The sequence below is a fragment of the Marivivens donghaensis genome (assembly GCF_011806565.1).
GTDB lineage: Bacteria > Pseudomonadota > Alphaproteobacteria > Rhodobacterales > Rhodobacteraceae > Marivivens > Marivivens donghaensis_A.
Genome location: NZ_JAATOP010000012.1, coordinates 38,943 through 52,645, shown reverse-complemented (window position 1 = coordinate 52,645; position 13,703 = coordinate 38,943). Strand labels below are relative to the sequence as shown.

Here is a 13,703-nt window from a genome sequence, read left to right as displayed (position 1 = left end):
CTCACAGCTCCTTGCGGATGTTGACGAAGCGCAGCAGCACGGCGATCACGATCAGCACGGTACACAGCAGCACAACAGCGGTGGCGGAAGCGGACGGGTATTGCAGCAGCCCGATGTCGTTGGAGATCAGGCGCCCCACGTTGGCTTTCTGACTGCCCGACATGAAGCGCACGGTGATGAAGTCACCCATGACCAGCGTCACGACAAAGATGGTGCCGATCATGATACCCGGCTTTGTCAGCGGCACGATCACATGCCAGAGCGTCTGCATCGCGGAGGCACCGTTGTCATAGGCGGCCTCGATCAGCGATTTGTCGATACGCATCATGGTGTTGAAGATCGGCACCACCATGAACAGCGTGTAAAGGTGCACGAAGGCAAGGATCACCGAGAAGTCGGAATAGAGCAGCCATTCGAGCGGCTCGTCGATGATGCCCCACGAAATCAGCGTCTGGTTGGCGATGCCGTTGCGGCCCAGAAACGGAATCCAGGAAATCATGCGGATGATGTTCGACGTCCAGAACGGGATCGTGCAGAGCAGGAAGAGCGCGATCTGCATCGCCTGCGTGCGGACGTGGAATGCAAGGAAATAGGCCACCGTAAAACCGATGGAAAGCGTGAAAGCCCACGTGATGAAAGCGTATTTGAACGTGGCAAAGAACACGCGGTACGTGACTTCCGAGCTGAACAGATAAGCGTAGTTATCGAACTGGAAGGCCGGATAGATCGACCATTCGGTGGCGCCCCAGAAGCTGACGATCACAATCATGATGATCGGCGCGACAAGGAAACCGACCAGTACGATCGCCAGCGGCGCTGCCTGTAGCCATGCGGTAAATGAGCGGGTCATGGGGCCTCTCGAAGTCAGGCGGAGTGCGCGGGAGGCATGATGCCCCCCGCGCGGGAGTGATTACGAAGCGATGAATTCGTTCCACTTGCGAACCATGTACTGGTTCTCGTCCATGACGGCGTTCCAGCAGGCGACCGAGCCCATGCGCTCTTCGAACGAGCCGCCGTCGCGGGTGTCGCCCGACTTGGCCAGCACGTCGCCGAACGGGCTGAGGATGTCTTCGGAGGCTTCCTTGCCCTCGAACCAGTAGCCCCATTCGTTGGCCGACATGTATTCCTTCGAGGTTTCCGGCACGGCCGAGTAGTAACCCTGACGCATGAGGAAACCGCCGACCCAGCCGTCGAGGTACCAGTTGATGTATTCGTAGGCCGCATCCAGCTCCATGCCGGTGAGCGACTTCGACAGACCGATGCCGCCGCCCCACGAACGGTAGCCTTCCTTGAGCGGCTGGTAGACGCAGTCGATGCCGCGCGATTTGACGGCGGTGATCGCCGGCGACCACATCGACTGGATGACAACCTCGCCCGACGCCATGAGGTTCACGGACTCGTCGAAGGTCTTCCAGAAGGCGCGGAACTGGCCGTTGCGCTTGGCTTCGGTGAAGATCGCGATGGTCTTGTCGATCTCTTCCTTGGTCATGTTGCCTTTGTCGGCGTACTGGATTTCGCCCATGGCTTCGCAAACCATCGCCATGTCCATGATGCCGATCGACGAGATGTCGAGGATCGAGGCTTTGCCCTTGAATTCGGGGTTCAGCAGTTCGGCCCAGCTTTCGATCGGACGACCGATGAGGTCCGGACGAATGCCGAGGGTATCGGCGTTGTAGATGGTCGGGATGAGGGTCATCCAGTTGGTCTGCTCGTTCGCGAACGAGGTCGACTCCGGACCTTCGACGAAGCCGACGGTGTGCGGCGCGGTGCCCTGTGCGATCTCGCTGTCGGGGGCCAGTTTGCCGTCCTTGAAGATGCCGACGATCTGGTCGTAGCGCTTGATCTTGCTGACATCCATGGCTTGCAGGTTGCCGGTCGGCCAGACCTTCTTACAGATCCAGTATTCGATGTCGGCAATGTCGAAGCTGTCGGGCTGGGTGGCGGCACGCTGGGTGACGCTGTCGGAATCCAGCGCGGTCATTTCGAGGGTAAAGCCGAGGTCCTCTTTGACCTTCTGGCCGACCTCGTTGAGGTTCGACACACCCGTGCCGAACTGGCGCAGGGTGATATCCTTGATTTCCTGAGCCCAGATCATCGGGGCTGGAAGAGCGGTCGCAGCAGCAGCGGCAGCACCGCCCTTAAGTACAGCGCGACGGCTATAACGCATCTTAGACATGGTGTTAGTCCCTTGTTGGAGAGGAGTTTTCAGTGGTTCAGGCTTGGAGGCGGTGCAGCCGCCCCTCGTCCCAAGCGAGCCGCACGGCATCGCCCGGATTTTTGGGAGACTCGAAGAAATGACCTTCGGGCACGAGCGCGAGCACTTCCTCGCCCGTTTCGGTCTTTGTGGTCAGGGCAACGTGGCCGCCCTGATATTCGACAGCGGACACGGTCGCGGCCATGCCCTCCTGTCCGACGATGACGTCATCGGCCCGCAGCGCGACCTTGCTGCCAGCCAGATTGATGACGTTGTGGCCACCCATGAAACGGGCCACGAATTCGGTGCGCGGCGCGGCCCACACATCACGGGCACGGCCCGCCTGTTCGATCACCGCGTTGTTCATCACCACCAACTCGTCGCCGAGCGCGAGTGCCTCGTCCTGACCGTGGGTGACGTGGATGAACGTAATGCCCAGTTCGCGCTGGAGCTTTTTCAGCTCCGCCCGCATCCGGATGCGCAGGAACGGGTCGAGCGCGGAGAGCGGCTCGTCCAGCAGCAGAATCTTGGGCTGCGTGACCAGCGCGCGGGCCAGTGCCACACGCTGCTGCTGCCCGCCTGAAAGCTGCGCGGGCAGACGGTCGGCGTATTTGGTCATGTCCACGAGCTCCAGCAGCTCGTTCGCTTTCTTGTGGCGAGCCGCCTTGTCGATGCCCTTCATGCGCAGCGAAAAGGCGACGTTGTCGCGCACGCTCAGGTGCGGGAACAGCGCGTAGTTCTGGAACATCATCGCCGTGCCGCGCTTGGCGGGCGGCAGGTGGCTGACGTCGAAACCGTCCAGCACGACCGACCCGCTGGAAACGCTCTCGTGTCCCGCAATCATCCGCAGGGTCGAGGATTTGCCGCAGCCCGACGGCCCCAGCAGACAGACATAGTGACCCGCCTTGAAGTGGTAATCGATGCCATCGACGGCCAGCGTGTCGCCGTACCGCTTGGTCAGATTGACCAGTTCCAGATCGTATCCGGCGCCCATGCCTTACTCCTGCTTGTCGCACTAAGATTGAAATCTCGTGCTCTCATGGCAGCCTGAGCGGTCGCGTTACGTCATCTCTTTTTCGTAGGTGGCAGGGGCAGAAACATGATCTGCTTAGGGAATGGGCAGTTGCGACAAGTATGTGCACATATTCGGTCACAAAATTGTATACAATCCTGCCGACATCGATCTGACCCACGGTCCGACTTGCCCTGCGCTGCCCGTGATTCCACTTATAAGGCAGAGGAAACGCAATGAACGACACCGTACCCCCGTCAGCCGAGTCGCTGGCAAACGATCTGGAAAAAGCCATTCACGAACACCGCATCGCCCCCGGTGCGAAGCTGAGTGAAGAAGAGCTTGGCGATATCTATGGCGTCAGCCGCACCACCGTGCGCGCGGCCTTGCAGGCGCTCACCCATCGCCGCCTGATCGAACACCAGCGCAATCGCGGTGCCTTCGTCGCCCAGCCTTCGGTCCGCGAAGCCCGCGAGGTGTTCGAGGCCCGCGCCCTGCTGGAGCCGCGCACCGCCCGCTCTGCCGCTGAACGGATGACGCCAGAAGACCTGGGCCTGCTGCGCGCCCATATCGACGCCGAACATGCTGCGCTCCATGACGGGGATAACGGGCGGGCGCTCTATCTGTCGGGCCAGTTCCATATCGAGATCGCGCGCATTTCGGATCAGGAGACGATCCTGAACTTCGTCGAGCAACTGATTTCGCGCTCCTCGCTGATTATTGCGCTCTACTGGCAGCGCCGCGCCGCGCTGTGCGAAAGCAATGCGCACCACGCCCTGATCTCGGCATTCCAGAAAAAGGACGGCGCATTGGCCGAGGAACTGATGAAGAGCCACCTGCTCGATCTGCTGACCTCGCTCGATCTGTCGAACAAGACCAGCAAGCCCAGCACGCTCCGCGCCGCTCTGTCGCATTAGTTGCTCTAGGCAGAGCGCCGCCGTGGCGCTAAAGGCTTGGGTATGAGTGATACCTTGCCCCCCTGCCCCGAATGTTCGTCCGCGTTCACCTATCAGGTGGATGCCCTGCTGACCTGCCCCGAATGCGGCCACGAGTGGTCCGCTGAAGCCGCCCCCGCCGACGAAGACGTCATCCGCGACAGCGTGGGCAATGTCCTTGCCGATGGCGACACCGTCACGGTCATTAAGGATCTCAAGGTCAAAGGATCGTCGTCCGTCGTCAAAGTCGGCACCAAGGTGCGCGGCATCCGCCTTGTCGGCGGCGATCACGACATCGACTGCAAGATCCCGGGTTTCGGCCAGATGAGCCTGAAGTCCCAGTTCGTCAAAAAAGTCACCGAATAACCGTCACGACCAGCGCCGCGACGGTCATCAGGAACAGCACGGGCGTCCAGAGAAGGCGCTCGGGCTTGGACGGGCTGGCCGCGTTCGCAATCAGCGAAATCGCCGTGATCACGGTCACGACCGTCAGCCAGCTATCGGGTGATCCTTCGTTCAGGATCACCCAAGCCATCGCGGCCAAGATACACGCCTGAACAATCGCGAGCCCCCGCCAGAGCGGCGGCAAACGGCCCTCGAACCGTCCACCGACCGTAAAGCGGCCAAGCGGTGCGCCGAAGGCCAGCGCGATGTGCATGGCGATCGGCAGGCAGGCGAGCGCGGCTTATGCGATGGCGGCGGGCATTTACGCGACCACCTTGTGACCGCGGCCACGCATACACGCGATCACGATGGCTTTGCGCGTGTCAGTCGCATCGACCGCACCGGCAATTCCGCCAGCCAAGGCTCCCGCAACAGCGCCGCCAGCGGCGTCCGCGTCATCGTCCCAGTGCCCCAGCAGCGCACCCGCGCCCGCACCCATCGCGGCCGCCGCCATGGTTTCCTGATCGAGGTGCCGCTGGTTCTGTGCCAGCGCCTGACACGCCGCGAGGTCGGTGTTGAAATTCGCCGCAGGCACGCCGTCTACAACAGGGGTATAAAGCGAGCCGTCCTCGGCGCAGGCAGCCACAAACACACAGGAAACAAGCACGGCAATCACAGTCTTTTTCATTGGATAATCCTTTCCACAAATCATGGAGAGGCAATTACCCACCCGCCAGTCAGGAGAATATGACCGCAGGTCTCATTAGATTGACCGCCCGTTTCAGGCGTGCATTTCCGCGAGGCGGCGGCGCTTAAGGTAGTCCATCAGCGCCACCTGCGGCTCCGGCTCGTGGATACAGGTCGCGCAATATTTCCCGCCGCTCTTGGCGCTCTTGTAATAACGGCAGCACCCGCCGCGCTTGCGGAAGGTTTCGCTCTGCGCCTGCCCGTCGGGGGCATCGGAGGCGGGCAGGTCCACGCGGATGAACCCGACCTGTTTGTTCCACAGCGGCGAGCCGCGCAGACACAGGATCGCCTCGGCGCGCTTCTTGGCCTCGGGGTCGTTCGCCGCCTTGCCAAGCTCCAGATAGGCGGCCGCCACGCCGTCCGCCACGATCCGCCAGAGCGCGCCTTTGGACAGCTTGCAGTTCAGCGTGACCGCTTCGATCACAGGCGCGAAGACCCGCACGATAGCATCATTCACCCGCGCGGCGGGGTCGCTCTGTCCGATCATGAAACAGTGCGGAAACACCAGCGAGGTTTGCAGGTACGGCAGTTCTTCGTCCCCCGACCGGAACACCGCGACGCTGGTGCGAAACGCGATGCTCTCTGCCGTCAGGTGGCCGATCTGGTGGCCCGTGAGGTCGAGCGCAGCCATCGCCCGCGCGACCTCGTAGCCCATGCGATTGAGGAAAAACGCCCCGCAGCTCTTGCTGTCGAGGTCATCGTAGATGCGCAGCTCCTCGGCCACTGCCAGCCCGCACGCGGCAGGGTCCGACAGGTCCGACAGACGCAGCAACCCCGAAGCTAACTCGCGCCGCAGCAACACGAACGACGGCAGCGCCGCTGCATAGGCAGCGGGCCAGTCGGCAGGTGTCAGTTGCGGCGCGTGGAGGACCATTAGTCGATCACGGCTTCGATCTGCGGGACCAGTTTTTCGACCGCATAAGGCAGGCTCAGCAGGGTCGAGTGGCTGAACGCACCCGTGGTTTCCGCATCGAGGAACACCTCGTAACCTTCTTGCGCGGCGGTCAGGAACGGCTTGGTTGGCAGGCCGTTGATCTTGGAATAATCGCCATCGGTCGAAATCCAGATGATCAGATCACCGTCGAGAGGGGACAAATCCTCGGTCGACAGGGTGGTGGTGAAACCGCTCGGATCGGGGTTCGCGTCAATGGCCTCGGGCGTAGTAAAGCCCATCTTGGCCAGCACCTGCGGACGGATATCCGCGCTGGTGTAGGCACCGGGCGCATCGCCCCACATGTAAGCAACCGAGGCCGTCTTGCCCGCCCAATCGGGATGCGCGGCGGCCACGTCATCCAGTTGCGCACGCACGCCGTCGACCAGTTCCTGCGCCAGATCGGCCTCGCCGACGACCTCGCCCGCCAGCAGCGCGCGTTCGTCCCAAGGCATCTCGTAATCGCCGATACCCGGAACGACTGCGACCACCGGCGCGATCTTGGACAGCTTTTCGTAGTCCTCGTCGGTGATGCCCGACCACATCGCAAAGATCACATCGGGATCGGAGGCCGCGACCTGTTCGAAATTGATCTCGCCCTTGAGGATCTCGGGCTCGGCGGTCAGCAGCGGCTCCGCCCACGGCCAGACGGCGTGTTCGTAGTCGCCATACCAGTAACGGATCGCCACCGGCTGTACGCCAAGCGCCAGCAGATCGTCCGCGCCGACATAGTCGAGCGTTGCCACGCGTTCGGGCTTTTCCTCGATCACGGTGGTGCCGAATTTATGTTCGATCGTCAGCGGATAGTCCTGCGCCATCGCAGCGGCAGAGGACATCAGAACGGCAAAGGTAGAAAGCGGAATGAGTCGCATAGCGAACCTCGGCAATTGAAAAATCTCATTCCTGACTAAAATAGTATGGAAAGGAAGTAAAGCGCCCGACCTACGCATTCCGGCGCAGCATGATTAGCAAAAACACAGGCGCGCCAATGATCGCCGTCACCACGCCCGCTGGGATCTCGGTCGGCGAAAGCAGCGTCCGTCCGGCAAGGTCCGCCGCGATGACCATGATCGCGCCTGTGAGTGCGGTCAGCAGCAAGTGCATGCCCGCGCCGGTCCGCACCATCCTCTTGGCCGCTTGCGGGGCGATGAGGCCGATGAACACCAGCGGCCCGACCGCCGCCACTGCGACCGCTGCCAAAGCGACCGATGTGAACAGCAGCACGCGGTTGTTCAAACGCACGTCCAGCCCGAGGCCCGTGGCCGCTTCTTCGCCCAGTTGCAGCACTGACAACCGCCGCGCCACCGCGGGGATCGTCGTGAAAACGACTGCTAAAGCCGCCCCCATGATCGCCACGTCCTGCCAGCCCGACGAATGCACGCTCCCCGCCAGCCAGCTCAGCGCCGACATGGAGTCGCGGATGTCTCCGTAGGTCAGGAACGCGCGGATCAGCGCGGCGAGGAACGACGAAATCGCGATGCCGATGAGGATAAAGCGCAACGCGTTCCGCCCCCTGCCCTTGTCCGACAAGGCTTGGACCAAAGCGGCTACGGCCATCGCGCCGACGAAGGCTACCAAGGGGCGCAGCGCGGGCGGGAATGCGGGGAACAGGATGATGGTCGACACGACCGCCAAAGCACCGCCCTGACTGACGCCGACCAGCGACGGATCGGCCAAAGGGTTGCGGGTGAGCGCCTGCAAGATCGCCCCCGAAACCGCCAACAGCGCCCCCGCCAGCATCGCGGCCAAGGCGCGCGGAATGCGGAAGTCGAAGACAACCGTGCGGGCCATGTCCTGCGCCGATCCAGTCAGCGTGGCCCAGACCTCCGCTAGTGACAGGGTATAGGTACCCAAGGCCACCTGCCCGATGAAAAACACCACCAGCACAGCGGCGAGAACGGCCAAAACGCCGTACCCCGCCGCAGGCAGCAGCACCGAAAACCGGCCCGTTTTGCTCGCCCAGACCCGCGTCATAGCCGCGCCCGGATCAGGCCGACGAACACCGGTGCGCCGATCAGCGCCAGCACGATGCCCGTTGAAATCTCTGCCGGTGCCAGCACAGTCCGTGCCGCAATGTCGGCCAGCAAAAGTACAAGCGCCCCCAGCAAAGCCGAATACGGCACGATCGCGCGGTAGTCCGCGCCGACGATCATCCGCGCCATGTGTGGCACCACGAGGCCGAGGAACTCCAGCGGGCCAGCGACCGACACCGCCGCCGCGCTCAGCAACACCACGGCGCCAAAGCCCCATGCCCGCGTCTTGGTCAGGTCGATCCCGAGGCCGAGCGCCGCCTCGTCCCCCATCGCCATTGCCGTCACGCGCGGCGCGATCCAAACCGCGATGACCGCGCCGACGACGCCCCACGGCAGCGCCCAGTAAACGGTCTCCAGCTTGGCGCCCGTAAGCGTCCCGCTTGCCCAGACCCGCAGGTTCTGGAATGTCGTTTCATCGAGGAGCTGGACTGCCATGAGAACAGCCGAGAGGAACGCCAAAATCGCCGCGCCGCAAAGCACGAGTGTCACGGGTGTCGCCCCCTCCGGCGCGGCCCGCGCGATGGCGAAGACGATGGCTCCGCTGATGACAGCGCCGATGGCGGCGACCAATGGAATCCACGCAACGCTCACCAGCCCGAGGAAGCCGACGCAGATGAACACCGCGAACGCCGCGCCCTTCAACACGCCCAAAATGCCTGGCTCGGCGAGCGGGTTGCGGGTGATCCCTTGGGTCATTGCGCCCGCCATGCCCAAGGCCGCACCCGCGAAAATGGCGATCACCGCGCGCGGCAGGCGCAAGGCGCGGACGATCTGGTGATCCATCACGGTAGGGTCGAACGCGGTGAATGCGCCGGTCACTTCGGACAGCGGCACCGCCTTTGCGCCCACGCTCATGTGGAATAGCGCGGCGAGCACCACCAGCGCGGCGGTCAGCGCGAAACTGATCGTCAGGCGGCCCATCTCAGGCAGCGGGGCCAGTCATCGGAATGCAAACGGGCCGCCCCGTGTCGGGGTCGGTCATTACGCGGGCGCGCAGTCCGAACACGTCTTCGAGCGTTTCGGCGGTGATGCACTCCGCCGGATGCCCCTGATGCACGATCGCGCCGTCGCGCATCATCACCACGCGGTCGGCGTAAGCAGCCGCGAGGTTCAATTCGTGCAGCACCACGACCAGCGTGCGCCCCTGCGCCGCGATCTTGGACAGCAGTTGCATCACGTCGATCTGGATTTTCAAATCGAGGTACGTCGTCGGCTCGTCCAGCAGAATGACGTCCGTATCCTGCGCCAGCGTCATCGCGATCCAGCACCGCTGCCGTTGCCCGCCCGACAGCGCGGTCACGGGACGATCGGCGAACTGGAGGACATCGGTCGCCTCCATCGCGTCGTGGACAGCGGTCTCGTCCGCCTTGGTCCACTGCCGCCACAGCGTCTGGTGCGGAAAACGGCCCTGCGCGACCAGTTCGCGCACGGTCAGCCCGTCTGGCGTCAGCGGCGTCTGCGGCAGCAGCGCCATCGCCTTGGCAATCTCGCGGGTGGGGGTGTCGTGAACAGCGCGGCCGTTCAGCTCTGCAACGCCGCTCGTGGGCGTGAGAATACGGGCCATCGTCTTCAGCAGGGTCGATTTCCCGCAGCCATTCGGCCCGATCAGCGCAACAAACTCGCCCTGTCCGACATCCAGATCGACGCCGTTCAGGATCGTCTTGCCCTCGTAGCCCGCTTTCAGATCATAGGTTCTGAGGATCGGAGAAAGGATCGTCTGCTGGTCCAACATGGCGGATATCCCGCTTTGCGAAAAATTGACTATTTCGCTCGGAATATGCCTCTGCTGAGAGGAATTCAATGGCTGACTAAAATAATCAGCTAAATGCGGCGCCCCCGAAGGGACACCGCACAGGGGACGTTATAGGATCAGGCTTCTTTGCGGCCGTTGCCGTCATAGAAGGCGATGATGATCAGCCAGCCATACCCCGCCGCGCGGCCCCATTCGGGAGCGGGCATACGCGACACGAGGCCGAAGATAGCGAGGTTGAAGATGATGCCCGGATAGTCGGCTCAAGCGGGGACTTCGGGCAGGAAGAAGCACACAACGATCGGAACAAACAGAATCGCAGCGAGACCGGCAAGGAAACGGGCGGAGGGCAGGAGATTGTCCTGTGCGGGAGTAGTGTTTATGAGAAGGCTCTTTCATGAGTGGTCAATATGAGAATGAAGCGCAATAAAAGAACCCAAACATTGCGGCGTTACGATTACAGGCCCTAGCGGAGTGCCTTGGGCCTCGTTACCACTAATGACAGATTAGGTTCCTTTAATTTACTTTCTGCAAATTCTGTAGTTTGTTTGTATTGCCTCGGTCAACGGAGTTCAAAACGTATGCCCAAATTAGGTCTCACCCCTGACGAGATCCGCGCCAAAGCCATTGAAATCTCGATGGAAAAAATCCGCACTCTTGGCGTGGACAAGCTTCGTCTGAGTGATGTCGCTAAATCCATGGGTGTATCCCACGCGGCGCTCTATCCCTATTTCGACGGTAAAGCGGCCCTGCTGGACGCCGTTGTGGAGCGTTGGTTGTCGAAAACTGAGTCGCCTTTACAGGACATCGCGGACTCTGCCGCCCCTGCCGAAGAGCGCATCGTCGACTGGTTCGTGACCCTCTACACCCTAAAGCGCGAGCGTGTTCTGGGCGATATCCAGCTTTTCACCGCGTTCGATATGGCCGTCGTGCGCGGCACCCCTGCTGCCGGTCATCACCTTGCGCGGCTCAAGGGCCAACTGGCGGGTATGGTCGAGGAACTGAACCTCGGCCCCTCCACTGAGGAGGCGACCTCCACCCTGTTCTTTGCCACCGGCGCTTTCCACCATCCTGGCATCATCAGCTGGATGCCCGACCTTGACCGCACGCCGGAACTTCGCCTGACGCTGCAAGCCATGCTGAACGGCTGGCCGCGCCGCTAATCAGCCGCGATAGACCACTGGCGCGGCGAGTGTCTGCAACTCGCCCGCCGCCACGCCTGCAATGCGTTGCATCAAAAGACGGGCCAGTTCGCGGCCCGAGGCATAGACGTCCTCGTAAATCCCCGTGATCTCGGGAAACAGCGCGTAGAGCAGATCTGACGTCTGTTTGGCCACCATCGGCATGTCATCCCCGACGCTGATCCCCGCATCGCGCAGGCCCGTGGCGACGGTAATCGCGGTCAATTCACTGTCACACAGGATCGCCTCGACGCCGGTATTGGCGAGCGACAGGCCAAGCTCGCGCAGGCCGCGGATATGGTCGCGCCCGCGCCGCGGACCGCTGTAAATCTCTGCCGTGATCCCACGCTCTTCGCATTCGGCGCGGAACTGGCGGGCCAGCATATCGTGGTTGAAAATCTCGCTCTCGGCCATGACCGCAAGGATCTGCCCCACCCCGCGATCCGCCAGTTGCTGAACGGCCATCGCAACGAACGCCGCCGCGTCGAAGTCGTGGTATGCGTGCGGGGTGAACAGTTCCGTCCGGCCGTGTGTGACAAAGGGAAAGTCCATCTCCAGCAGCATCTTCACCCGCGCGTCCTGCGGTTCGGTGTGCGTCAGGATCAACCCGTCCACCTGCCCGCCAGCAATCAGGCTCTGGATCGTGCGGTTCGTCTCCGCCCTGTCGAATTCGGGGTAGACGTTGAGCAAAAGCCCCTCCGCCCGCACCGTATCGCTGATCCCGTGAATGAGGTTGCGCGAAAACCCGACAGAATCCTCGTGCCCGTCCAGTACGATCCCCACCGCGTTCGACCGCCCCGTTCGCAGCTTCACCCCTGCGCGGTCCGGCACATAGCCCAGCTCCTGCGCCGCCTTCATCACCTTGAGTCGCGTGCCCTCTTTGAGATTTTCGCCGCCCCGCAGCGCCAGCGACACCGTCGAAAGACTAAGCCCCGTATGTTCGGAAAGTGTTTTCAAAGTAGGGCGTTGGCGGGATTTGGGCATGTCGGGTCCGGTTCAGAAAGGCGCTGCACTGCAGAATTGCATCGTTGCAATTGATAGCAGAAACCCATAGCGAACGGAATTTTTTTATCTAATGATTCAAAACGTTTGCGGAATAAGCCAGTAAGAATTGTAAATTGTAACGTTGCAATAAATTTCGAATAGTGCCTACGATCAACCTATGGCGGTAGCCTACTTTGCAAGTGAGAACCGTCCGGAGGAGGAGTATTTAGTAATGAAAAAATTTCTGACCGGGGCCGCGATCTGCGCCCTGAGCACAAGTGCAACCACGGCTTTCGCCGATGTGTCTATCATGTACCCGCAGTGGATCGCCTCGCTCGTCGAGCCTGCGATCGAGCAGTACGAGGCCGACACCGGCACCACCGTTACCAGCACCGAACTACCCGTCGACGGCTATGACCGGCGCGTGGCTGTCGATCTGGCCGCTGGCACAGCGGCGGACGTTGCGGTGCTCGACAGCTTCATGGTCGCAGAGCTTGCGTCCGCCGGCTACCTCGAAGCGCTCGAAGGTCCGCTCTCGGACTGGGACCAGTTCCAGTACTACATGCCGGGCTTGCTGGACGTCGTGTCTTTCGACGGCTCAGTTTATGCCCTGCCAACCGACACCGATGTGCGGATGCTGTGGTATGACAAATCCAACTTCGAGGCCGCTGGCATCGAAATGCCGTGGCACCCTGAAACGTGGGATGACGTTCTGGACGCCGCGCAAAAGGTGAAGGACGCCACCGGCGCGGACTATGCCTTCCTGCTGCCCGCTGGCACCAAGCAGGCCGAAGCCGCGACGATGCAGGGCTTCTACATGGCGATGCTCGGCGCGGACACAAAAGAGGGCGAGCGCAACCGCCTGCGCAATTGGGCCGAGGGAAAATGGATCGGCGCAAGCCCCGCCATCACGGCGACCGCGAACCTCTACCACGAGGTCTATGTAGAGCGCGAACTCACCGAGCCGTCGATCAACTATGCGACCGACCTATCGAGCGCGGTGCGCGAGGCGCTGAACAACGACGAGATTGGCATCCTCGCCAGCGGATCGTGGGAATGGGCGTGCCTGTTCGACTGCAACGGGCTTGATGTGCCGAGTAACCGCGAAGAGATCATCGGCTGGACCCCATGGCCGGGCAGCGGCGCCGAAGGTGCGCCCGCGACCACCAATATCTCGGGCGGTTGGGCCATTGGCGTGAATGCCGGCGCGGAGGACAAAGAGGCCGCGACAGCGCTTCTCACCGCGATCTTCGACGAGGCGAACTTCAAGAAGTGGACGCTCGACAATGGCCGCATGGCCGTGCGGACCGACATCTCTGAATCGCCAGAATATATGGAGAACGCGTTCCTCGCCCAAGCGACCGAACTTGCCGCGACAACCACGGGCCGCGACACCTACCCCGGTTATCAGGTGGTCTCTGCGCTGGTGCAGGACATGACGGGCGCCATTCTTGACGGCGTCGATCCCGAGGATGCCCTCGAGGAATATCACGAAGCTCTGGTCGACGAGTTCGGCGAAGAGAACGTGATGACCCTCGAATGAGCGAACGGC

The 13,703-nt window shown here is 62.1% G+C and carries 15 protein-coding genes; 4 read left to right on the top strand and 11 right to left on the bottom strand.

Annotated elements, in window-relative coordinates; genetic code table 11:
- Position 1 precedes the first annotated feature (1 nt).
- The 3 genes from HCZ30_RS14685 to HCZ30_RS14675 are packed head-to-tail and all read right to left on the bottom strand — an operon-like array spanning position 2 to position 3,188.
- Positions 2 to 850 carry an ABC transporter permease gene (locus tag HCZ30_RS14685; protein ID WP_167639063.1) on the bottom strand — a complete coding sequence of 283 codons (849 nt, stop codon included), beginning with the start codon at positions 848 to 850 and terminating at the stop codon, positions 2 to 4.
- A gap of 60 nt (positions 851 to 910) precedes the next feature.
- A complete protein-coding gene (locus HCZ30_RS14680; RefSeq protein WP_167639062.1) occupies positions 911 to 2,176 on the bottom strand; it encodes an ABC transporter substrate-binding protein in 1,266 nt (421 codons plus the stop codon).
- A gap of 37 nt (positions 2,177 to 2,213) precedes the next feature.
- The gene (locus tag HCZ30_RS14675; protein WP_167639061.1) at positions 2,214 to 3,188 is read right to left on the bottom strand and encodes an ABC transporter ATP-binding protein; all 975 of its coding nucleotides are present in this window, start codon (positions 3,186 to 3,188) and stop codon (positions 2,214 to 2,216) included.
- Positions 3,189 to 3,442: 254 nt separating this feature from the next.
- Here HCZ30_RS14675 and HCZ30_RS14670 point away from each other — a divergent pair, with 254 nt between their 5' ends.
- On the top strand, positions 3,443 to 4,123 hold the full coding sequence (locus HCZ30_RS14670) for a GntR family transcriptional regulator (protein ID WP_167639060.1): 681 nt from the start codon (positions 3,443 to 3,445) through the stop codon (positions 4,121 to 4,123).
- Between the two features lie 42 nt (positions 4,124 to 4,165).
- Entirely contained in the window at positions 4,166 to 4,507 is a 342-nt protein-coding gene (locus tag HCZ30_RS14665) for a zinc ribbon domain-containing protein YjdM (protein WP_167639059.1), read from the top strand.
- On the opposite strand, the gene HCZ30_RS14660 is transcribed toward HCZ30_RS14665, so the two are convergent.
- From HCZ30_RS14660 to HCZ30_RS14630, 7 genes are all read right to left on the bottom strand, one after another.
- On the bottom strand, positions 4,497 to 4,799 hold the full coding sequence (locus HCZ30_RS14660) for a hypothetical protein (protein WP_167639058.1): 303 nt from the start codon (positions 4,797 to 4,799) through the stop codon (positions 4,497 to 4,499). The two genes, HCZ30_RS14665 and HCZ30_RS14660, sit on opposite strands and share 11 nt — an antisense overlap.
- Positions 4,800 to 4,847: 48 nt before the next feature.
- Positions 4,848 to 5,213: a glycine zipper family protein gene (locus HCZ30_RS14655; RefSeq protein ID WP_167639057.1), complete on the bottom strand. Its 366-nt coding sequence runs from the start codon at positions 5,211 to 5,213 to the stop codon at positions 4,848 to 4,850.
- A gap of 93 nt (positions 5,214 to 5,306) precedes the next feature.
- Positions 5,307 to 6,146 (bottom strand): hypothetical protein, encoded by an 840-nt coding sequence (locus HCZ30_RS14650; protein WP_167639056.1) that lies wholly within the window; start codon positions 6,144 to 6,146, stop codon positions 5,307 to 5,309.
- Positions 6,146 to 7,075, bottom strand: coding sequence for an ABC transporter substrate-binding protein (locus HCZ30_RS14645; RefSeq protein ID WP_167639055.1), 930 nt, complete (start codon positions 7,073 to 7,075; stop codon positions 6,146 to 6,148). The genes HCZ30_RS14650 and HCZ30_RS14645 overlap by 1 nt, the downstream gene beginning before the upstream one ends.
- A 70-nt stretch (positions 7,076 to 7,145) precedes the next feature.
- On the bottom strand, positions 7,146 to 8,177 hold the full coding sequence (locus HCZ30_RS14640) for a FecCD family ABC transporter permease (RefSeq protein WP_167639054.1): 1,032 nt from the start codon (positions 8,175 to 8,177) through the stop codon (positions 7,146 to 7,148).
- The gene (locus HCZ30_RS14635) at positions 8,174 to 9,157 is read right to left on the bottom strand and encodes a FecCD family ABC transporter permease (RefSeq protein ID WP_167639053.1); all 984 of its coding nucleotides are present in this window, start codon (positions 9,155 to 9,157) and stop codon (positions 8,174 to 8,176) included. The genes HCZ30_RS14640 and HCZ30_RS14635 overlap by 4 nt, the downstream gene beginning before the upstream one ends.
- Position 9,158: 1 nt before the next feature.
- Positions 9,159 to 9,968 carry an ABC transporter ATP-binding protein gene (locus HCZ30_RS14630; RefSeq protein ID WP_167639052.1) on the bottom strand — a complete coding sequence of 270 codons (810 nt, stop codon included), beginning with the start codon at positions 9,966 to 9,968 and terminating at the stop codon, positions 9,159 to 9,161.
- Between the two features lie 599 nt (positions 9,969 to 10,567).
- On the opposite strand from HCZ30_RS14630, the gene HCZ30_RS14625 reads away from it, so the two are divergent.
- Positions 10,568 to 11,149 (top strand): TetR/AcrR family transcriptional regulator, encoded by a 582-nt coding sequence (locus HCZ30_RS14625; protein WP_167639051.1) that lies wholly within the window; start codon positions 10,568 to 10,570, stop codon positions 11,147 to 11,149.
- On the opposite strand, the gene HCZ30_RS14620 is transcribed toward HCZ30_RS14625, so the two are convergent.
- Entirely contained in the window at positions 11,150 to 12,151 is a 1,002-nt protein-coding gene (locus HCZ30_RS14620; RefSeq protein ID WP_167639050.1) for a substrate-binding domain-containing protein, read from the bottom strand.
- Positions 12,152 to 12,383: 232 nt separating this feature from the next.
- Between HCZ30_RS14620 and HCZ30_RS14615 the strand changes: the two genes are divergently transcribed.
- Positions 12,384 to 13,694 carry an extracellular solute-binding protein gene (locus HCZ30_RS14615; protein ID WP_167639049.1) on the top strand — a complete coding sequence of 437 codons (1,311 nt, stop codon included), beginning with the start codon at positions 12,384 to 12,386 and terminating at the stop codon, positions 13,692 to 13,694.
- Positions 13,695 to 13,703 lie beyond the last annotated feature (9 nt).